At 62.3% G+C, this 19,456-nt stretch carries 18 protein-coding genes; 8 read left to right on the forward strand and 10 right to left on the reverse strand.

Annotation, left to right across the window (positions count from 1 at the left end):
• Positions 1 to 44: 44 nt before the first annotated feature.
• The 3 genes from Q5H92_RS04490 to Q5H92_RS04500 all read right to left on the reverse strand — a co-directional run bounded on the left by Q5H92_RS04490 (position 45) and on the right by Q5H92_RS04500 (position 2,951).
• Complete coding sequence (locus Q5H92_RS04490; RefSeq protein WP_305010296.1) at positions 45 to 533, reverse strand: dihydrofolate reductase; 489 nt, start codon at positions 531 to 533, stop codon at positions 45 to 47.
• A 91-nt stretch (positions 534 to 624) separates the two neighbouring features.
• Complete coding sequence (fmt, locus tag Q5H92_RS04495) at positions 625 to 1,560, reverse strand: methionyl-tRNA formyltransferase (RefSeq protein ID WP_305010297.1); 936 nt, start codon at positions 1,558 to 1,560, stop codon at positions 625 to 627.
• A gap of 167 nt (positions 1,561 to 1,727) precedes the next feature.
• Positions 1,728 to 2,951, reverse strand: a complete 1,224-nt coding sequence (locus tag Q5H92_RS04500) for an exo-beta-N-acetylmuramidase NamZ family protein (RefSeq protein ID WP_305010298.1) — start codon at positions 2,949 to 2,951, stop codon at positions 1,728 to 1,730.
• 110 nt (positions 2,952 to 3,061) lie between these two features.
• Here Q5H92_RS04500 and Q5H92_RS04505 point away from each other — a divergent pair, with 110 nt between their 5' ends.
• Positions 3,062 to 4,285, forward strand: coding sequence for an ABC transporter permease (locus Q5H92_RS04505; protein WP_305010299.1), 1,224 nt, complete (start codon positions 3,062 to 3,064; stop codon positions 4,283 to 4,285).
• A 190-nt stretch (positions 4,286 to 4,475) separates the two neighbouring features.
• On the opposite strand, the gene Q5H92_RS04510 is transcribed toward Q5H92_RS04505, so the two are convergent.
• A complete protein-coding gene (locus Q5H92_RS04510) occupies positions 4,476 to 5,162 on the reverse strand; it encodes a peptidoglycan DD-metalloendopeptidase family protein (RefSeq protein ID WP_305010300.1) in 687 nt (228 codons plus the stop codon).
• A gap of 176 nt (positions 5,163 to 5,338) precedes the next feature.
• Here Q5H92_RS04510 and Q5H92_RS04515 point away from each other — a divergent pair, with 176 nt between their 5' ends.
• Positions 5,339 to 6,439, forward strand: a complete 1,101-nt coding sequence (locus tag Q5H92_RS04515) for a ferredoxin--NADP reductase (RefSeq protein WP_305010301.1) — start codon at positions 5,339 to 5,341, stop codon at positions 6,437 to 6,439.
• Between the two features lie 282 nt (positions 6,440 to 6,721).
• Positions 6,722 to 8,461 carry a M3 family oligoendopeptidase gene (locus tag Q5H92_RS04520; protein ID WP_305010302.1) on the forward strand — a complete coding sequence of 580 codons (1,740 nt, stop codon included), beginning with the start codon at positions 6,722 to 6,724 and terminating at the stop codon, positions 8,459 to 8,461.
• A gap of 142 nt (positions 8,462 to 8,603) precedes the next feature.
• Here the strand turns inward: Q5H92_RS04520 and Q5H92_RS04525 are convergent, their stop codons facing one another.
• From Q5H92_RS04525 to Q5H92_RS04535, 3 genes are all read right to left on the reverse strand, one after another.
• Positions 8,604 to 8,774, reverse strand: a complete 171-nt coding sequence (locus Q5H92_RS04525; RefSeq protein ID WP_305010303.1) for a hypothetical protein — start codon at positions 8,772 to 8,774, stop codon at positions 8,604 to 8,606.
• Positions 8,775 to 8,866: 92 nt separating this feature from the next.
• Positions 8,867 to 9,487: a hypothetical protein gene (locus tag Q5H92_RS04530; protein ID WP_305010304.1), complete on the reverse strand. Its 621-nt coding sequence runs from the start codon at positions 9,485 to 9,487 to the stop codon at positions 8,867 to 8,869.
• 183 nt (positions 9,488 to 9,670) lie between these two features.
• The gene (locus Q5H92_RS04535) at positions 9,671 to 10,252 is read right to left on the reverse strand and encodes a TetR/AcrR family transcriptional regulator (RefSeq protein WP_305010305.1); all 582 of its coding nucleotides are present in this window, start codon (positions 10,250 to 10,252) and stop codon (positions 9,671 to 9,673) included.
• A 192-nt stretch (positions 10,253 to 10,444) separates the two neighbouring features.
• Here Q5H92_RS04535 and Q5H92_RS04540 point away from each other — a divergent pair, with 192 nt between their 5' ends.
• The 5 genes from Q5H92_RS04540 (at position 10,445) to Q5H92_RS04560 (ending at position 15,308) form a co-directional block, all read left to right on the forward strand.
• Positions 10,445 to 11,614 carry a T9SS type A sorting domain-containing protein gene (locus Q5H92_RS04540; RefSeq protein WP_305010306.1) on the forward strand — a complete coding sequence of 390 codons (1,170 nt, stop codon included), beginning with the start codon at positions 10,445 to 10,447 and terminating at the stop codon, positions 11,612 to 11,614.
• A 167-nt stretch (positions 11,615 to 11,781) separates the two neighbouring features.
• Positions 11,782 to 12,810, forward strand: coding sequence for a thiamine-phosphate kinase (gene thiL, locus Q5H92_RS04545; protein ID WP_305010307.1), 1,029 nt, complete (start codon positions 11,782 to 11,784; stop codon positions 12,808 to 12,810).
• Between the two features lie 142 nt (positions 12,811 to 12,952).
• Complete coding sequence (locus Q5H92_RS04550; RefSeq protein ID WP_305010308.1) at positions 12,953 to 13,459, forward strand: YMGG-like glycine zipper-containing protein; 507 nt, start codon at positions 12,953 to 12,955, stop codon at positions 13,457 to 13,459.
• 112 nt (positions 13,460 to 13,571) lie between these two features.
• Positions 13,572 to 14,027: a YybH family protein gene (locus tag Q5H92_RS04555; protein ID WP_305010309.1), complete on the forward strand. Its 456-nt coding sequence runs from the start codon at positions 13,572 to 13,574 to the stop codon at positions 14,025 to 14,027.
• A 243-nt stretch (positions 14,028 to 14,270) separates the two neighbouring features.
• The gene (locus Q5H92_RS04560) at positions 14,271 to 15,308 is read left to right on the forward strand and encodes an LLM class flavin-dependent oxidoreductase (protein ID WP_305010310.1); all 1,038 of its coding nucleotides are present in this window, start codon (positions 14,271 to 14,273) and stop codon (positions 15,306 to 15,308) included.
• An 86-nt stretch (positions 15,309 to 15,394) separates the two neighbouring features.
• Here Q5H92_RS04560 and Q5H92_RS04565 read toward each other — a convergent pair whose 3' ends face one another.
• The 3 genes from Q5H92_RS04565 to Q5H92_RS04575 all read right to left on the reverse strand — a co-directional run bounded on the left by Q5H92_RS04565 (position 15,395) and on the right by Q5H92_RS04575 (position 19,455).
• On the reverse strand, positions 15,395 to 15,769 hold the full coding sequence (locus Q5H92_RS04565) for a hypothetical protein (RefSeq protein WP_305010311.1): 375 nt from the start codon (positions 15,767 to 15,769) through the stop codon (positions 15,395 to 15,397).
• Positions 15,770 to 15,950: 181 nt separating this feature from the next.
• The gene (gene rlmD, locus Q5H92_RS04570; protein ID WP_305010312.1) at positions 15,951 to 17,378 is read right to left on the reverse strand and encodes a 23S rRNA (uracil(1939)-C(5))-methyltransferase RlmD; all 1,428 of its coding nucleotides are present in this window, start codon (positions 17,376 to 17,378) and stop codon (positions 15,951 to 15,953) included.
• Between the two features lie 67 nt (positions 17,379 to 17,445).
• Entirely contained in the window at positions 17,446 to 19,455 is a 2,010-nt protein-coding gene (locus Q5H92_RS04575) for a WG repeat-containing protein (RefSeq protein WP_305010313.1), read from the reverse strand.
• Position 19,456 lies beyond the last annotated feature (1 nt).

The following is a 19,456-nucleotide window of genomic DNA, read 5'->3' on the forward strand; positions in this document are numbered from 1 at the left end:
ATTGAACGTCCCCCTTACTCATTTACGCATTTGTCCTTTCACCGCTACCGCCGCCGCAAAGTCACGAAGCTGAAGGCGTAGGCGTGCTGCTCATCGGTCTCGTGGCGTTCGCGGGATTCCTCGCGCCATTCGGTGGGGGAGAGGGCGGGGAAAAAAGCGTCGCCCTCGAAGCGGTGGTGCACCTCGGTGAGGTAAATAACGTCGGCGGCGGGCAGGGCTTCTTTGTAGATTTCGCCGCCGCCGATGACGCAGACTTCTTCATCCAACTCCCGGGCCCGGTCCAGGGCCGCGAGGACGGAGGCGGCCGTTTCGCAGCCGGGCGCGGCCCAGCCGGCCTGGCGCGTCACCACGATATTGGGCCGCTTGGGCAGCGCCCGGCCGAGGCTGTCGAAGGTGCGGCGGCCCATCACCACGGGGTGCCCCACGGTGAGACGCTTGAAATGCTGCAAATCGGCGGGCAAGCGGCCCCACGGCAGCTCGCCCTTTGCGCCAATCACGCCGTTTTCGGCCACGGCCACTACGAATGAAACCATTGGTTTTTCTTTGAAAGAGGAATGAGAAATCAACAGAACGTCATGCTTCGGCTGCGCTCGGCATGACGTTCATTGTAGACTATGGGAAATACTAAGCCGGCAGCTTGAAGCCGCGCAGTAGCTCGGCCACGGGCATCCGCTTTTTGCCTTCGAGCTGCACGTCCAGCAAATCCAGCCAAGCATCGGCGGCGGCTACGCGCAAGTAGTGGCGGTCATCGGAGGCCCAGGTGCCGGGCGTAGCAAGGGGTTGGTTCGCTGCGTCGGCCGGGAGGGCCTGGGCGCGGAATATTTTCAGGAGCCGGCCATCGGGCAGCGCCGCGAAGGCCGTAGGAATGGGCGAGAGGCCGCGCACCCAGTTCACCAGCTCGGCGGCCGGGCGACCGAAATCGAGGCGGCCGGTTTCCTTTTGCAGCTTGGGGGCGGGGCGCAAATCGGGGCGTTGCTCCTGCGGGGTGCTGGGCGCGGTGCCGGCCGCAATGGCCTCTACCGAACGGCGAGCCAAGGCGGCGCCCACGGTTTTGAGCTTGTCGTAGAGGCTGCCGAAATCGTCGTCGGGCGCAATGGGCACCTGCTCCTGCAGAATGAGGTCGCCGGTGTCGATTTCGTGGCGCAGGAAGAAAGACGTGACGCCGGTTTCCTGGTCGCCGTGCATCAGGGCCCAGTTGATGGGCGCCGCGCCGCGGTACTGGGGCAGCAGCGAGGCGTGGATGTTGATGGAGCCCAGCCGCGGCATGTTCCACACAGCCTCGGGCAGCATGCGGAAGGCCACCACCACCTGCAAATCGGCGGCGTAGCTTTTCAGTTCGGCCTGAAATTCCGGCGATTTCAGATTGGTGGGCTGGAGCACGGGCAGGCCGTGGGCCTCCGCCGCCACCTTCACGGCCGAGGCCTGGAGCTGGCGGCCGCGCCCGGCGGGCCGGTCGGGCGCCGTGACGACGGCCACCACCCGGCCGCCGGGCCAGGCCAGCAGGCTTTCGAGGGTGGGCACGGCAAAATCGGGCGTGCCCATGAAAATGAGGTTCAGCATTGGGGATTCAAATGTTTTTTGAGAACGTCATGTTGAGCGCAGCCGAAGCATCTCTACCGCGCAATGCAATCCAATCCAATCGACAGGATTAGTTAAGCAGTAGAGATGCTTCGGCTGCGCTCAGCATGACCATTTTTACTTCCTGCTCGGCTTCGGCACAAAGCCCATTACCGCTCCGGGTACAGCAAATATTTCTTCCGCTGCGCCCGGAACTTCGTCAGCCCCGGCTGCCAGGAGGCCCGGATTTCCGCTTCCGACTTGCCGGCAATAATCTGGTCGCGTAAGGCTGTGGTGCCGGAAAGTTCCTCGAAATATTTCCCGAAGAAATGCGGCTTATCGGTGCTTTGCTGGTAAAAGTCGAGCAGGTATTTCAACACCAAGCCGTTGCCGTCGCGGGTGGCGGCGCCGGCCAGATTCAGGCCGTAGCAGAGCTGGCCTTTCATGGGTGGAGTGGGCGAGCCTGCGTTGGGGGTGGGCGTGAAGGAATACGGCCGCGAAGCCGGCTGGGCGGGGCTGCCAATCACCTCAAAGGGGGTGGCCGTGCCGCGGCCCACGCTCACGTTGGTGCCCTCGAAGAGGCAAACGCTGGGGTAGAGGGCCACGGCGTGGTCGGTGGGCAGGTTGGGGGAGGGGCGCACGGGCAGGTGGTAGGCGGTGGCGTGGGTGTAGCCGGCGGCCACGGGCACCACCGTGAGCTGACAGCGCAGGCCGCCGGCCAGCCATTTCTCGCCATTTATCATTTGAGCCAGCTCGCCCACGGTGAGGCCGTGGGCAATGGGCAGCGGGTCGAGGCCGACGAAGGATTTGTGCGCGGGCTCCAGCATGGGGCCGTCCACGAGGTCGCCGTTGGGGTTGGGGCGGTCGAGCACGATGACGGGTTTTTTTAGCTCGGCGGCGGCTTCCATCACGTAGTGCAGCGTGCTGATGAAGGTGTAGAAGCGCGCACCCACGTCTTGAATATCAAACACTAGCACGTCGACATCGGCCAGCATTTCCGGGGTGGGCTTCTTGGTCTTACCATACACGGAGCGCACCGGGGCGCCGCTGCGGGCATCGCGCCCGTCCTTGATGGTGGCGCCGTCGGCCTCTTCGCCGCGGAAGCCGTGCTCGGGCGCGAAAATGGCCGTGATGTTCACGCCGCGCGCCTTCAGCGTATCCACCAGATAGGCAGTGCCCACGCGCGAGGTTTGGTTCACAACCAGGCCCACGCGCTTGTTTTTGAGTTGCGGCAAATACTTTTCCAACTGCTCGGCTCCGACAACGACGCCTGTTTTGGCGGGCGCGGGCGGCTGCACGGGCGCGGCCGGCGCGCCTGGCGAAGACGGCGTGGTGGCGCAGGCCGGCACCGCCAGCAGCAACGACAGAACAACTTTTGCGGGAATGCCAACCATAAAAAGACGGAAAAAGGGCGGGAAAAAAGAAGCGTAAAAGGGCCCGCTCACGTAATGCGAAGCGGAAGCGTGGCCGGTACCCGTTCAAAACGTAGCTTTACGGTCAAATAATGAATGTCGCCCGCTACATTTCGCACAAGATTGACGGGGGAGCCGATTCCGGCTCCTTCACCTCGTCGGTCACAAAAATAGCCATCATCAGCATTGCCATGGGGTTGGCGGTGATGGTGGTGTCGTTTGCCATCCTGCAAGGATTTCGCAACGAGATTCAAAACAAGATATTCTCGTTCGGGGCGCACCTGCAGATTTCGCGCTACGACACCAACAACTCGCTCGAAGTAGCTCCCATTTCGGGGCCGCGGCTGGTGCAGGACCTGCACCAGTTCCCGGAAGTGAAATCGACGCAACCCTACGCCGTGAAAACGGCCATCATCAAAACCAAGGACGAGGTGCTGGGCGTGGTGCTGAAAGGCATTGCCGAAACCGATGGCCCCTCGCCCATGCGCCAGAACTTAGTGGCCGGCAAGTTCATCGGCTTCCCCGACACCACGGCGGGCGAGGACGTGCTGCTCTCGCGCAAAGTAGCCGACAAGCTGCGGCTGGCCGTGGGCGACAAAGCCCTGTTTTATTTCATCCAGAACCCGCCCCGCATCCGGCAGTTTCGCGTCAGCGGCATCTACTCCACGGGCCTCGACGAGTTTGACGAGGTGTACGTGATGGGCGACATCCGTCAGATTCGGGAGCTGAACTCCCCGGTCTGGCCCGACTCGCTGGTGGGCGGCATGGAGGTGGTGCTCAAGGACTTCAATGCCCTGGACCGAACCGAAGTAAAGCTGCTGGAACGCCTGCCCTACGACCTAAAAATAGATAAAATCACGGACCAATACGCCCAGCTTTTCGATTGGCTGCAGCTGCTGAACCGCAACGTCATCATCTTCCTGTTGCTCATCATTTTCGTGGCCACGTTCAACATGGTGGCCACGATATTCATCATGATTCTGGAGCGCACGAACATGATTGGCATTCTCAAAGCGCTGGGCGCGACGGATAACCAGATTCGGCGCATGTTTTTCTTCCGCGGGCTCTCGCTCACGGTGCGGGGCATGCTCATCGGCAACGCCATAGCCGTGGGCTTTTGTGCCATCCAGTACTACTTTCACGTCATTCCGCTCGACCCCGAGAACTATTACATGGACCGCGTGCCGATTTCCTGGGACCCGCGCATGTTGATTATTCTCAACGTGGCCACCTTCGTCGCCTCGCTGCTGGCCGTGCTCATTCCCACGTATTTGATTTCGCGGATTAAGCCGGTGGTGGCCATCAAGTTCGACTGACCACAGATTCACTCGGATTTTTCGGATGCCCCGGATTATGTGGCCGGCACAAAACCAACTCATCGACAACAAGCAAAAAGGCCACTCAAACGAGCGGCCTTTTTTGTTGAATTTGAATTGGATTGATTGTTTGAAGACTGCGCCGGCCACAAAGTCCGGGGCATCCGAAAAATCCGAGCGAATCCGTGGTCTAGATATACCAGCACTGCAACACCAGATTCGGGTCGGGGCACAGGGCGGACCACTTTTCCCGCTCGCTGGGCCGGGCCACGCCGGGAAAGTCGCCCACGCAGCCCTGCATATCGGCCATGAGCTGGAAGTGTAGGTGGGGCGGCCAGTCGCCATTCTCAGGGAAGGGGCCGACGGTGGCAAAGGCCTCGCCTTTTTCCAGCGGCTGGCCCACGCTGAGCGCCCGCCACTCGGCGCGGCCAAGGTGGCCGTAGAGGCTGTAGAAAACGGTGCCTTCCAGCTCGTGCTGCAGGACGACGGTGGGGCCGTAGTCGCCGAAATTGTCGTTGTCGGCCAAGCTGTGGACGGTGGCAGGCAGCGGCGCCAGCACCGGCGTGCCGGCCGGCAGCCACACGTCCACGCCCAGATGCAGGGAGCGGGGCTCTTCGGTGGCGCCGGGCCCGAAATGCGGACTGCGGCGGTAAATAACGCGGTTTTCGAGGTAGCCGCCGATGCCGATGCTGGCGTTTTGGAGCGCCAGTTCGGTGTCTACCAGCTGCTCGAAAGCGGCGGTGTCGCGCAGGTCGGCGGTGGCCAGGCGCGGGTTGTGGGCCGAGAAGTCGAGGCGGGCCACGTTGGGGCCGTTGAGGTCGACGGGCAGAGCGGGGCCGAAGTCGGATTGATGGTGCAGGAGGAGGGAGGCGAGCAAGGGAAACGTGTGATGAGTGGGTGAGGGGGCAGCCAAGGCCGCAAGTTACCTTTGCAGAATAAGCCGCGGCCGGGTTGCCCCCCGGCGGCTGCTTTTTCGTACTATCCGTGGCCGCGCCAGAAACCTCCGCCACCCACCTTTTCCGGCCGGCCCTTTCTTACTCAGTTGCTTCCCGCATGTATCAAACCCTCACCGTAGTTGCCCTCACCCAAGAGACTTCCGATTCCGTCACCATTCACCTGGAGCGGCCCGACCGCCAGCCCATTGCCAGCCGCCCGGGCCAGTTTCTGACCCTGATTCTGCCCTGCGGCCCAGGCGGCAAAAAAGAGCGCCGCGCCTACTCGCTCAGCAGCACGCCGCAGGAAGCCCCCCGCCTGTCCGTGACGGTGAAGCGCGTGCCGGGCGGCCTGGTGAGCAACTACCTGCTTGATACCGTGCGCGTAGGCCAGCAGCTGGAGGTGATGGAGCCGCTCGGCAACTTCACGCTTAGCCCCAGCCCCAAAGCGGCGCGGTCGTTGGTGCTCATCGGGGCGGGCTCGGGCATCACGCCGCTCATGTCCATGCTCAAAGCCGTGGTGCAGGCCGAGCCCCAGAGCTACGTGCTGCTCATTTATGGCAACCGCAACGAGGAATCGGTGATTTTTCAAAAGCAGCTGGCTGAGCTCGAAGCTCGCTCTAACGGCCACCTGCAGGTGGAGCACGTGTACAGCCAGCCCCTGCAGCCCGGCGGCCCGCACCGCCACACCGGCCGCCTGAACCGGACCATGCTGCTGCGCATTCTGGAGCAGCGCCACCAGTTTCCGGCCGAGCAGGCCGAGTATTTCCTCTGCGGCCCCGAAGGCCTGATGACCGAATCCCAGGCCGCTCTAGCCCTGCTGAACGTGCCCGAGGCCCGCGTGCGCCGCGAAAGCTTCGCCGCCAGCGCCGACAATGCCGAGCTGATGGCCGCCCAGCCCAACGGCCATGGCGACGTCTCGACCAACCCCGCCGACAATACCAAAACCACGCGCCGCGTCACGCTGCAATACGAAGGCAGCGAGTACATCATCGAAGTGCCCGCCGGCCAGACCATCCTCGACACCGCCCTCGACCAGGAAATCGACCTCCCGTATTCGTGCCAGGCCGGCGTATGCACCGCCTGCCGCGGTAAGTGCCTCAGCGGCAAGGTGCATTTGGACGAGCGCGAAGGCCTCTCGGACTCCGAGCTGAAACAAGGCTACATCCTGACCTGCGTAGGCCACCCCATGACCGACGATGTGGTAATTGAGATTGGCTAGAAGGAATTTAAGCGCCTGCAAGAACGTCACGCAGAAAAGGTGTCCTGCAGCGCGCAGCGAAGCATCTTTACCGCAGAAGTAATTCCTTCCGTTTGGATTGCGTTGCGCGGGCAAGATGCTTCGCTGCGCGCTGCAGGACGTTCTCACTTACCAGCTGGATGACGTTCTAACAAACGCATAATTTCCAACTCAAGAATCCGTCCGGCCCAGAGTTTGTCCCGTAAATCGTAGGTTGCGAGCCCGCGCCACCGTCGCACCTCATTCTACTAAAAAATATCCCCGATGCTACTTGCTGAACCCACCGCCGAGTCGGCCACCGATACCAGCCGGCCCCCGCGGCACTACTTGCCCGAAGATTTTCTGGTGACCGATTGGGCGGCTATCGAGCCGTTTTTCCAGGAATTGCAGGACCGGCCGGTACACACCGCCGCCGAGCTGGAGCGCTGGCTCCTCGACCGCTCCGAGCTGGAATCCGTGCTGAGCGAAGACCTCGCCTGGCGCTACATCCGCATGACCTGTGACACCCAGGACCCCGCCCGGGCTGAGGCGTTTCAGTACTTCGTGAACGAAGTGGAGCCGCTGGTGGCTCCCTACGACCACGCCCTCAATGAAAAAATGCTGGCCTCGGAACACCTCGCCGGGCTGGATGAGCGGCGCTACGGCGTGTTTCTGCGCTCGGTGCGCCGCGCCTCGGAAATTTACCGGCCCGAAAACATTCCGCTGAAAACCGACATCAGCACCAAGCAGCAGCAGTACGCGGCCACCGTGGGCGCCATGAACGTGACCCTCGACGGCCAGGAGCTGACCCTGCCCCAGGCCGCCGACCGCCTCAAAAACCCCGACCGCACCGTGCGCGAAACGGCTTGGCGCGCCATTCAGGCCCGCCGCCTGCAAGATGCCCAGCCGCTCGATGCCTTGTTCACGGAACTCATCGGCCTGCGCAATCAGGTGGCCCTGAACGCCGGATTTGCCAACTTCCGCGACTACATGTTTGCCGCCCTGGGCCGGTTCGACTACACCCCGCAGGACTGCTTTAATTTTCACGCCGCCATTCGCGAAACGGTGGTGCCGCTGATTGACAACTTCGACCTGGAGCGCCGCCAGGACCTGAACCTGCCCGCCCTGCGCCCCTGGGACCTCGACGTGGACCCCAGCGGCCAGCCGCCGTTGCGCCCCTTCGGCACCGGCGAGGAACTGCTGGAAAAAACCATTACCGTCTTCCAGAACCTCGACAGCTACCTCGGCGACTGCCTGCGCACCATGCGCCAGATGGGCCACCTCGACTTGGAAAGCCGGAAAGGCAAAGCCCCTGGCGGCTACAACTACCCGCTGGACGAAACCGGCGTGCCCTTCATCTTCATGAACGCCACCAGCTCGCTGCGCGACGTGGTGACCATGTTGCACGAAGGCGGCCATGCCGTGCACAGCTTCCTCACCCGCGGCCTGCCGCTGGGCGCCGACAAGCACCCGCCGTCCGAAGTGGCCGAGCTGGCCTCGATGAGCATGGAATTGATGAGCATGGACCAGTGGCACGTCTTCTTCCCCGACGCCGACGACCTGCGCCGGGCCAAGAAAACCCACCTCGAAAGCGTACTCGAAACCTTCCCCTGGGTGGCCACCATCGACAAGTTTCAGCACTGGGTATACGAGCATCCCACCCACACTGAAGCCGAGCGCCACGCCCGCTGGGTGCAGACGTTCGACGAGTTCAACCAGCGCACCGTGGACTGGACCGGCCTCGAAACCTTCAAGCCCTACCTCTGGCAGAAGCAGTTGCACCTCTACGAAGTGCCCTTCTACTACATCGAATACGCTATGGCCCAACTCGGCGCCATTGCCGTGTGGCGCAATTTCCGGAAGAATCCGGCCGAAGGCCTGGCCGCTTACAAGCGGGCCCTGGCCCTGGGCTACACCGCGCCCATCGGCCAGATTTACGCCGCCGCCGGCATCCGCTTCGACTTCAGCACCGAGTACCTGCGCACCCTGGCCGACTTCGTGCGCGAGGAAATGGAGGCGCTGTAAAGCGGTTTGCACTCAGCATGGCGTGGCATAAAAAGCAAGTCATGCTGAGCGTAGCTGAAGCATGACCGTCAAGCTTTGAATGAACGCAAAAAAGGCGGCCGGCATAATTGCCGGCCGCCTTTTTTATCAATAATCCACTCGCTTACGAAGCGCCGCCGGGCTTGGTGGTCGACGTGGTAGTGGTGTTTTTGTCGCACTCTCTTTTATGCTTCGGGCACGGGTCGCAGTCTTTGCTGCCGCAGGAAGCGAGGGTGAGGCTGGTGAGCAACAAAGCCGGCAGCAGGCGCCGGCCGAGCGTAGACGTGAAATGCATGGCGAATATGTTAAAAGGTGAGTGTTAAGTGGCTGAAATATACGCAATGGTTGCGTTGTTCGGGCACCACCCAGCTAACAATTCGGGCCGGCCTACTGCGCGCCAATCGTAAAATAGGGCAGCGGCTTGAGCGTAGCGTATTTGCCGCCCAGCGACTGCAGTTCCGTTTGGTGCAGCTTGAGGTAGTCGTTGTACTGGTGCACGGCGTTGTCGTATTGCACCCGGAAAGCCACCACGCCCGCGTCGAGCTGTTGAATGCCTTCCACGAAGTTGCGGGCGTTTTCGGAGGGGGCCTGGCCGTTGGGGGCGGCCACCGGGTATACGGCCTGCAGCAGCGAATCCTGGGCGGTGTCGTACTGGTCAATCAGGTCGGAGCTGGCCATCGTCTGCTGGTTGTAGCGACGGATTTTGAGGCGGGTGTTGGCCCGGTCGAGGGCCTGGAGCTGGGCCGCATTGGCGCCGGGCTGGGTTTTCAATTCGCGCAACAGCAGGCGCGTCACGCCAATCTTCTGGTCGTCGCTCTCGGTCATGTTGCGCCATTTCACATTCACCGAATCCTGGAGAATATCGAATTGGGCCTTCACTGCCGCCGCCGAGGCGGGGTTGAGGGAGGCGTTTTTGGAACCGTCGCGCTTGCACGAAGCAGCGCAGGCCGCGAGCAGCAGCAGGGCTACAACCAACGATTTGATGGGCGAGAGGAGGGTTTTTGCCATGAATAGTAAAGAAGATGGGCCAAGCGCGGAAACGAACAAAACTACGTTGCCGGTGCCGGCCGGCCCTCAAAAAAAAGTTGGGTAAACCACGAATGCCCTTCAACGGCAAGTTCAACGGCAAGTGCCCCCGGCTATTGTACGGGTCGGGCACCGCTACGCCAGACGATTGGGCGCGCTGGCCGCCTACACCAGGCCGCTCAGGAGCTGCTCGGCCAGGCGGTGGGCTATTTCGTCGGGGCTGAGCTTGCCCTCGGGCCGGTACCAGTTGGGCAGCCAATTGAGGCTGGCCAGCAGGGTGAGGGCGGCAAAGGCCGGGTCGGGGGTGTGCAGCTCGCCAGCGGCCACGCCCCGCGCAATCAGCGCCCGGAAGGCGCCCTCGTACCGGTCGCGCAGGGCCAGAAACTCGCTGCGGGCCGGCTCGCTCAGGTGCCGCCACTCGTGCAGGAAAACGGCCGAGGCCGCGCTGTCGTGCGTCAGCACCCGCACGTGGGCCACAATGGCCTGGCGCAGCTGCGCGGCCACGGGCGCGGCCTCCTGCGTGGCCGCCGCAAAGCCGGCGAAGAAGCTGTCGGCCAGCCCGAAGCACACGCGGTGCAGGATTTCCTCCTTCGATTTGATGTGCGAATAGAGGCTGCCGGCCTCCAGTCCCAGCGCCGTGGCCAGCTCGCGCATGCTGGTGGCGGCAAAGCCCCGGGCCCGGAACAAGGCCGTGGCGGTGCGGTCAATCTGGGCTTTGCGGGGGCGGAGGGGGGCGGTGGTCGACATAGGCGGAAGGGTAAAGATAAGCCGGCTAACGCCCGTTAGCAAACGGCTGCGCGACCGGGCCGGTGCCCCCACCGCGCCCCAACGGGCCGGGCCGAAGTTTATGGCAAGGTTAAATCCGGCGGGCTTCATCAACTATCCTGAAGCTAAGCCGTATCTTTGCCGTTGCACTGTCCTTTTTAACCCACTTTTATTATGAACAAGCATTACTTAGTGTTGTCGGCGGCCCTGTTGCTGTCGGGAGCCGCTCATGCCCAGGGCACCGAGCTTTTTTTCTCTGAATACGACGAAGGCGCTCACCAGAACGGTGTTAGTTACGGTGGTGCCACCACCTCCACGGGCAGCGAGCGGGCCATTGAGATTTACAACCCCACCACCAGCACCGTTAGCCTCAACGCATACTCGGTGCGCCGCTACGCCAACGGCAGCGCCACGCCCACCGAAGAAGAGCGTTTGGTGAAGGGCTTTGGCACGGCCAACACGAACCAGCCCAACACGATGAACACGCGCACCACCTTCGTGCTGGCCAGCGGCGAGGCCACGCTGCCCGTGATTCGCAACGCGGCCAACCAGTTCAGCGTGGGCCACGCGCCCGTGTCGGGCCCCACGGTTATCATCGGCGGCGGCACGGTTTATTTCAACGGCAACGACGCCATGGCCCTAGTGCGCTACCCCAGCGGCACGGCCGGCGTGGGCAACGGAATTATCGTCGACCTCATCGGCGTGATAGGCCAGCTGCCGCAGGACTTCACCGGTGCCGCTACCACCTCTTCGGGCAACTGGCGCGGTACCAACCCGCTCGACTCTCCTTACCCGGGCACTACCTATATTCCGAACGTGGTATCGGAAAACCAGTCGCTGACGCGCCGGGCTTCGGTATCGAGGGGGGTACAGAGTACCGTTCCTACGGTTTACACCGTCACGCCTCCTTCCACCTCTTACAATTATTCGAGCGGCTACAACATTGCCGATGAGTGGGTGACTTACAGCTACTCGCAGCCGCCCGGGGGCGTTGCCAACCCCGGTGGCCAGCTCTACGACCAACTGGGCCAGCACAACGATTACGCCGGCCCCTACGGTACGTACCAGACCACGATTTCGGGCACGCTGGAGAAATTCAACGCCAACATCAGCATATACCCCAACCCGGCCCACGGCACCGCCACGGTCGAGATTAAGGATGCCAAAGTGGGCAGCATCACGGTGATGAACAACCTCGGCCAGCGCATCGGCGCCCAGGCCAAAGGAGCCGGCCAGGAAAAGCTCACGCTTGACGTTTCGAGCCTGAAGCCCGGCCTGTACTTCGTGCAGATTTGGAGCGCCGACGGCCAGACCAAAATTTACAAAGAGCTGGTGGTGCAATAACCCGCCCCGGTTTCGAGCTGAAAAAGGAGAGAAGCAATTCTCTCCTTTTTTTGTGGGCGTACTTTTGTGTTTTGGTTGTCAGTTGCCCGTTGTTAGTTGTCAGGTTCTTTAGCCGATTACACGACTCAACGCGGACAACTGACAACGAGCAATTGATAACTAAAACCATGTCCGAACTCACGCCCCTCAACGCCATCGGCGAATTTGCCCTCATCAACCGTCTGCAGGCCGGCCTCACATTGCGTCAGCCCGGCTCGGTGCTGGGTATTGGCGACGACGCGGCCATCATCCGGCCCACGGCCGGTACCGAGCTGGTGATGACCACCGACTTACTGGTTGAAGGCATTCATTTCGACCTCTCGTTCTGCCCCTTGCGGCATTTGGGCTACAAGGCCGTGGCCGTAAACGTGTCGGACGTGGCGGCCATGAATGCGCTGCCCACGCAGCTGGTGGTGGCCCTCTCGGTGGGACCGCGCTTCACGGTGGAAGCCGTAGAGGAGCTGTACGCCGGCCTGCGCCTGGCCTGCGAGGCTTATAACGTGGATTTGGTAGGCGGTGACACTACGGCCAGCCGCGGCGGCCTCACCCTGGCCATCACGGTGCTGGGCGAGGCGCCCACTGGCAAGGCCGTGCGGCGCAGCGGCGGCAAACCCACCGATTTGCTGTGCGTGAGCGGCGACCTGGGCGGCGCTTTTTTGGGCCTGCAGGTGCTGGAACGCGAGAAGCAGGCCTTTATGGCCGACCCCGAAACCCAGCCCGAGCTGGCCAACTACGAGTACGTGGTGCAGCGCCAGCTCCGTCCCGAGGCCCGGCTCGACATCGTGCACGAGTTGCGGGAGCTGGGCGTGCACCCCACGAGCATGATTGACGTGTCGGACGGGCTGGCCTCCGAGGTACTGCACCTGTGCGCGGCCAGCGGCACGGGCGCGCGGGTGTTCAGCGAATTCCTGCCCCTGGCCAACCCCACGCTGGAGGCCGCGGCCGAGTTCAATCTCGACCCCATCACCTGCGCCCTCAACGGCGGCGAGGACTACGAGCTGCTGTTCACGGTTCCCGTCACGGACCACGAGAAAATCAAAAACCACCCCGACATTACCATCCTCGGCCACCTCACGGGCAAGGAGGAAGGGACCAATCTGATTACCAAAGCCGGCCAGCCGGTGCCGCTGAAAGCCCAGGGCTGGACAAGCTTCTAGGCCGTTTTCTATATAGAATTCCAACCTTGTGGTAAGCCCGTCCGTTAGGGGACGCAGAATGGCCCGGGCCGGGAATGGCACGCTAATTGTCTTTCTCACTTTATTCGGGCGTATTTCTCTTCCATTTTAGCCTTGTAAAGCCATGAAAAAGCTTCCGTATTTTCTGACCCTGATTATCCTTATCAGCACCGTATTCGGCTCGGCTCCGGCCAAGGCCCAGTGGAGCCCGCAGGCTAAAGGCGCCGTGATTGGCGGCCTGGGCGGTGCCGCCGCCGGTGCCCTCATCAACAAGCGCAACCGGGCCGTGGGCGGCGTGGTGGGCGGCGTGGCCGGTGGTGCCATCGGCTACGGGGTGGGCAAACACATCGACAACAAGAAGAAGCAACGCGCCGCTGCCCAGCAACGCGCCGTAGCAGCCCGCGAAGCCGCCTACCGCCGCGAGCTGGCCCTGGCCCGCAACCGCCAGACCACGGTGACGACGAGCACCCAGCCCACGGCCGTGCCCGTGAACAGCCTCACGGCTTCGACGGCGGCCATGCCGGGCGCTATGGCCCAGCCGGGCGTGTCGAATACCTACCTCGCTAACCCGCACTACGGCGACGCTTCGAAGCCGTATTCGACGGAAGAAGTTCGTCGGAAAAGCTGGTAAGCCCGAAATCGAGTTAACGACAAACCCCGGGCGCCTGCGCCTGGGGTTTGTTCCTTTTAGCCCGTGGGTGATGCTGCCCACCACCTTTCTTTTCAACCAACACCCTGGATTTATGAAATCCCTCCTTTGCAGCTTGTTTGTGGCCGTCGCGCTGAGTTCCTGCTCGAAAGCCGGCGATGCCGTCAACGTTCAAACCCTCGACCAGGACTTTATCAGCGCCTGGAACAGCCGCGACTCCGGCAAAATCACCGGCATGATGGCCGACGACGTGGCTTTCGTGCAGGGCAATGCCCACTGGAAGGGCAAAGACGAAGTGAGCCAGAAGTGGGTGAGCGCCACGCTGCCCACCATCAGCAACCTAAAAACCAGCGTGAGCAGCAGCAACGTGGACGCCAACACGGCCTACGAAGCCGGCACCTTCTCCGTCGACGTGGCCCCGGCCGCGCCTGGCGAGCCTGCCGGATTTGGCGAGGGCAACTACATTTTCCTCTGGAAGAAAGCTGCGGATAACACCTGGAAGCTGAGCTACGCGCAGTTGGAAGATTTGCCGGTGCAACGCCGTAATTAAGCCGGAAGGACGAGTGTGAGTTCGCCACTGCTGTGTCAGTAGCAACCTGTAGCCCCAACGAGTGCTCCAAGACCTTCACCAGCGTCGGGGGTGTTCGTTGGGGCTTTGTTTGTCTGGGCCGGAAGGGGCAAAGAAATCAATTGGCAGCCGGAGAAGTTATACCTGTCCGCCCCGACCGCGGCCGCTTTGCCACACCCGGCAACGCGCCGGCCTGCTTGGCGGCTTTCCCTCAACTCTTCGTTTATGACAACCGATTCGTTTGCTCCGCTGGCCTATTCTGTGCTGGATTTGGCCCCCATTAATGCCGGTACCACGGCGGCCGATACCTTTCGCCATAGCCTCGACCTGGCCCAGCAGGTGGAGAAGCTGGGCTACACCCGCTTCTGGCTTTCCGAGCACCACAACATGGTGAGCGTGGCCAGCTCGGCCCCGGTGGTGCTCATTGGCTACATTGCGGGCGGCACCAGTACGCTGCGGGTGGGCTCGGGCGGCATTATGCTGCCCAACCACGCGCCGCTGGTGGTGGCTGAACAAATGGGCACGCTAGCCTCGCTTTATCCCGGTCGGATTGATTTGGGGCTGGGCCGCGCGCCGGGCTCAGACCAGGTGACGGCCCAGGCCATCCAGGGCAGCCGCTTTGGCGGCGCGCAGGATTTTCCGCGCGATATTCAGCAGCTTCAGGCGTATTTCTCGGCGGCGAATAGCACGGCCACGGTGCGCGCCATTCCGGGCGAAGGGCTGGAAGTGCCGATTTACGTGCTAGGCTCCAGCACCGACAGTGCGTATCTGGCGGCGGCGCTGGGCTTGCCGTATGCGTTTGCCAGCCACTTCGCGCCGGGGCAACTGTTTCCGGCCCTGGAGATTTACCGGCAGAACTTCCGGCCGTCGGCTGCGCTGGCTGCGCCCTATGTCATTGCCTGCGTGAACGTGGTGGCCGCCGACACCGATGCCCAGGCACAGTACCTGGCCACGTCGCTCAAGCAGTTCATGCTGGGCGTTATCAAGGGCCGGCCGGCGCCGCTACAGCCGCCCGTCGAGTCGATGGCCGGGCTGTGGGAACCGGCCCAGCAGTACGCCGTGGAGCAGATGCTGGCTTTCTCCTTTGTTGGCAGCAAGGCCACCATTCAGCAGAAAATGCAGGAATTTGTGGACGAGACGCAGGTGAATGAAATCATGGCCGTGACCAATGTTTTCAGCCATGAGGCGCGGGTGTATTCCTATCAGCTGCTGGCGGAGGCGCTGCGGGGGATTCCGCAGCCCCAGGCGGAGCTGGTGGGGTAAGGTGGCCGGGACGCGGCAGCAAAACCCAAAACGTCATGCTGAGCGAAGCGAAGCATGACGTTCTTTTTATTTCTGAAACTCCTATCCTAATCCTCCGGGTAGGGCACGAACACAAAATTCGTGAATTCCTCATCGAGCACGAAGAGGCAGCAGAACTCGTCGGCGTCCTTGTAGGTGGCTTTGAAGGCTTCAATGCCGCCTTCGTCGATGATGCCTTGTTGCACGAAGAGCTCGAGGTAGCTGGCGAAGACGTGCCACTCCAGGTTCAGCTCATCGGCGTTAACGAGGAGGCCACCAAGGGGCACTTCCTGCTTGGCAAAGACGAAAATGGGGTATTGGCTGAAGTCGCCCTTGCGAATCTGGGAAGAGGCTTCGGCAAGCGTGTCGCATACCTTCACGAAATCCTTGGTGATGGTGCCGAGGTATTTGCCGTTGAGTTCGGGGTCGTTGAAGTAGTCCATAACTATTTCTTAAATCGAATAAATACAGTCACAATTGAGTATAGGCCAGCAGAAAGCAAAATCACAAATACTGCGAATCCCGCGCCTGTATGCTTGTCTATTGTGTAGATGTATGCGCTGAGCAACAGTGTTGCTACTATCCAGCAAAACTTAAAAAAAGTTTTAGGTTGCATGACAGACGTTACTTCAACTCCAGCGCCACCACATTCTCCACGTGGTGCGTGTGCGGGAACATATCCACCGGCTGCACGCGGGTGACTTTATACGCGGCATCGAGCAGCTCCAGGTCGCGGGCCTGGGTGGCGGGGTTGCAGCTGATGTAGACGATGCGGGGGGCGCGCAGCTCCAGGAGGCGGGCCACCACGTCGGGGTGCATGCCGGCGCGGGGCGGGTCGGTGATGAGGACGTCGGGGCGGCCGTGGTGGGCGGTGAAGTCGGCGGTGAGGATGTCCTTCATGTCGCCGGCGTAGAACTCGGTGTTGGTGATGTTGTTGATTTCGGCGTTGACGTGGGCGTCGGCTACGGCCTGCTCCACGTACTCGACGCCGATGACTTTGCGGGCCTGGTGGGCCACGAAGCTGGCGATGGTGCCGGCCCCGGTGTAGAGGTCATACACGAGTTCATCGCCTTTGAGGTCGGCGAAGTCGCGGGCTACTTTGTATAGCTGGTGAGCGCCTTCGGAGTTGGTTTGGTAGAAGGACTTAGGGCCGATGCGGAAGCGTAGGCCTTCCATCTCTTCCTCGATGTAGGGCTTGCCGTGGTAGTTCACCACGTCGAGGTCATGGAAGGTTTCGTTGCCCTTGTCGTTGAGAACGTAGTTGAGGGAGGTGATGCCGGGGAACTTGACCAGCAAGGCGTCGAGCAGGTGCTCGATGCTGGGGTGGGGCCGGTAGCACTGCAGAATCACCATGATTTCGCCAGTGCTCTGGGCGGTGCGGATGATGAGGTTGCGCAGGTTGCCGGTTTGGCGCACCATGTTGCCAAACTGCAGGCCGTGCTCGCGGCCGTAGTCGCGCACGAAGAGGCGGATTTCGTTGCTGGGCTCGGCCTGGAGGTGGCAGTGCTGCACGTCGATAATCTTATCGAAGCGGGCGGGGGTGTGGAAGCCCAGCACGTTGCGGTCGAAGGTCTGGGTGTCGTCGTCGATTTGCTCCTGGGTCAGCCAGCCGTTGTCCGAGAAGGTGTATTCGAGCTTGTTGCGGTAGTAGGTGCGCTGGGGCGAGGAGAGGATGAACGGAATTTCGGGCAATTCCACCTTGCCAATGCGCGTGAGTTGGTCGACGACCTGCTGCTGCTTGAAGCGCAGTTGCGAGTCGTAGCCCAGGTGCTGCCACTTGCAGCCGCCGCACACGCCAAAGTGCTGGCAAAACGGCGTGGTGCGCAGCTCCGAATACGTGTGGAAATGCGTAGGAACGGCTTCCAGAAAGTTCTTTTTGGCGCGGGTGATGCGCAGGTCCACCACGTCGCCGGGGGCCACCTGCGATACGAAGATGACGAGGTTATCGAGGCGGACCAGGCATTTGCCTTCGGCCACCATGTCCTGAATCAGGATGTTGTGGAGGGCATCGGCGGGTAAGTTTTTAGAGGCTTTCTGGATTTTGCGGGACATAACGAGCGGGCGATAAGTCCGCAAAGGTACGCGGGCCGCCGGGGCCTGCCGCCCACTGCGGGCGCTTCTAATCGAGGTAGGGGTTCATAATATCATTGGAAAACGCGTAGCCGGGGCGGCGCCAGAACTGCGCCGGGTTCACGCGGCCCGCAAACTCGTTGCTGTACCACACGCGGGGTTTCCCGCTGCGGGGCCAGCGGCGGGGCGTGAGCCGGGCGCGGAGCTGCGTGGGCTGGCTGCCCGCGTAGGCCGGCACGGCCACTTGCCAGTACTGGCCCGGCGCCAGAAACAGGGTGTGGTAGCTGTTGCCGCAGAAGCTGCGGGGCATATATTCAATGTCGCGCCAGGTGCCGGTCAGGTCGCGGGCCTGTAGCACGAGGTCAATCATGCTGTCCTGGCCATCGAATAGAATGGTATCGGGCGTGGCGTTGCTGATGGTGAGGCGGTGCCCGGCAAATTGCCGCCTAAAAAGCGTGTCGACCACATCCGTTGCCACGCGCACGCGCAACTGGCCGGCGGTGGCTGGGGCCCCGGGCAAGCGCCGGGGCATATTACCCGAAACTGCCCAGCCGCCCGCCCGTCGAAACTGCCGCAGGTCGGGCGACGACACGCCGTAGGTGGCCCGGTTCATAATGTCGCTGTTGCGGACCACGCCGGCAGCCTGGGGCCGGGGCGCTTGCCAAAGCAGGTGGCCGGCGCGGTTGAGGTAGGCATCGCGGCCGTTGATGACGACCGGCAGCAACCCCCGGTAATAAGTATCGGCCACCCGGTTGAAGCGGGGCGGCACCAGCAGGTCGGTGGTCAGGTCCCAGTAGCCGTGGCGGGTATCGTAGTGGTTGCCGGGCTGGACGGTGGATTTGCTGAAAAACAACAGGTTGCCGACCCGCAGCACGTCATCGTAAGCAAAGGGCAGGCGGCGGGCCGGGCCCGTAGCCCGGCCGGTTGAATCGACAAGCAGTACCTGAGTTGAATCGAGGCGAACGGCTTCAACGCCGTGGTTGAAATAGGGCGCTACAAAGTTGCCAAAGTTGGGGCCGATGGGCTGGCCCAGGGGCTTTGGATGGAGGCGTCGGCCGGCTTTGTCGACCAGGTACCAGCCACCGGCTTTGGCTTCGGCCCAGGCCCGGCCGTGGTGGTAGGGGCTGAGCGATTCTAATGTAGAATCGGCGAAGAGCTGGCGGCCCTGGCGGTCGAGCACGGCGGGGAAATCGTCGGAGTTGATGTCGAACGGGCCCGCCGGCCGCCGGCTGATGACCACCACGTTGTCCTGATAAAGCTTGTCGCCGAGAAAGTAATGCCGCCCTGGGATGGTGGCCAGCACGTGGCCCAGCGTATCGAGCAGCTGCGAATCGGAGTAGTCTTCATCGGGACGGGTGGCGGGCAGGCTGGCCAGCGCACGGCCATCGGCATAGCCGTTGATATCGTCGTAGCGCCCAAAAGGCACCACTAAGTGGCCGTGCCGGTCGGCCACCCCCAAGCTGGCTTCGCCCCATTCTAATGTGGTCGTGGTATCGGCCGGACTGTCCGGGTTGTTGCGGGTGCGCAGCCGGGCGGCGCGCTCCAGCCGGAACCGGTTGGCGCCCAGGTAGCGCACGTCGTGGTACACGGTATCGATGAGCAGGCGCCCGTTGAGGTCGAGCACGCCCTGGCCGTTGAAAATGCTGGAGACAATCAGCTCGACGGGTTGGTCGTGTTCATCGAGCACCCATTCCAGGCTCGGATAGGTGCCGGCCGTGGTGAGGGCGCGGCCGGTGCGGTCAATCAGTTGGGGTTGGTCGTGGGGCCACACGATGGCCCGACCGGCCCGAAATTCGGTGGCAAACTCATAAGTCGGCGGCAGGGCGTAGCGGCCCTGCTGGTCGATGTAGCCATAAAGGCCGCCTTCGCGCACGGCGGCCAGCCCCTCGGCAAACGGGCCGCTGCCCCAGTAGCGCGGCTGCAAGGCCACCACGCCAGTCGAATCGAGGTAGCCCCAGCGGCCATTTTCCCGGAACTGCGTGAGCAGTTTTGGCGCCTCCTTTACTACCCTGGATTGCGGCGCGCAACCCCCGATAATGAGGCAGCAGAAAACAACCATT

The sequence above is a fragment of the Hymenobacter mellowenesis genome (assembly GCF_030581005.1).
GTDB lineage: Bacteria > Bacteroidota > Bacteroidia > Cytophagales > Hymenobacteraceae > Hymenobacter > Hymenobacter mellowenesis.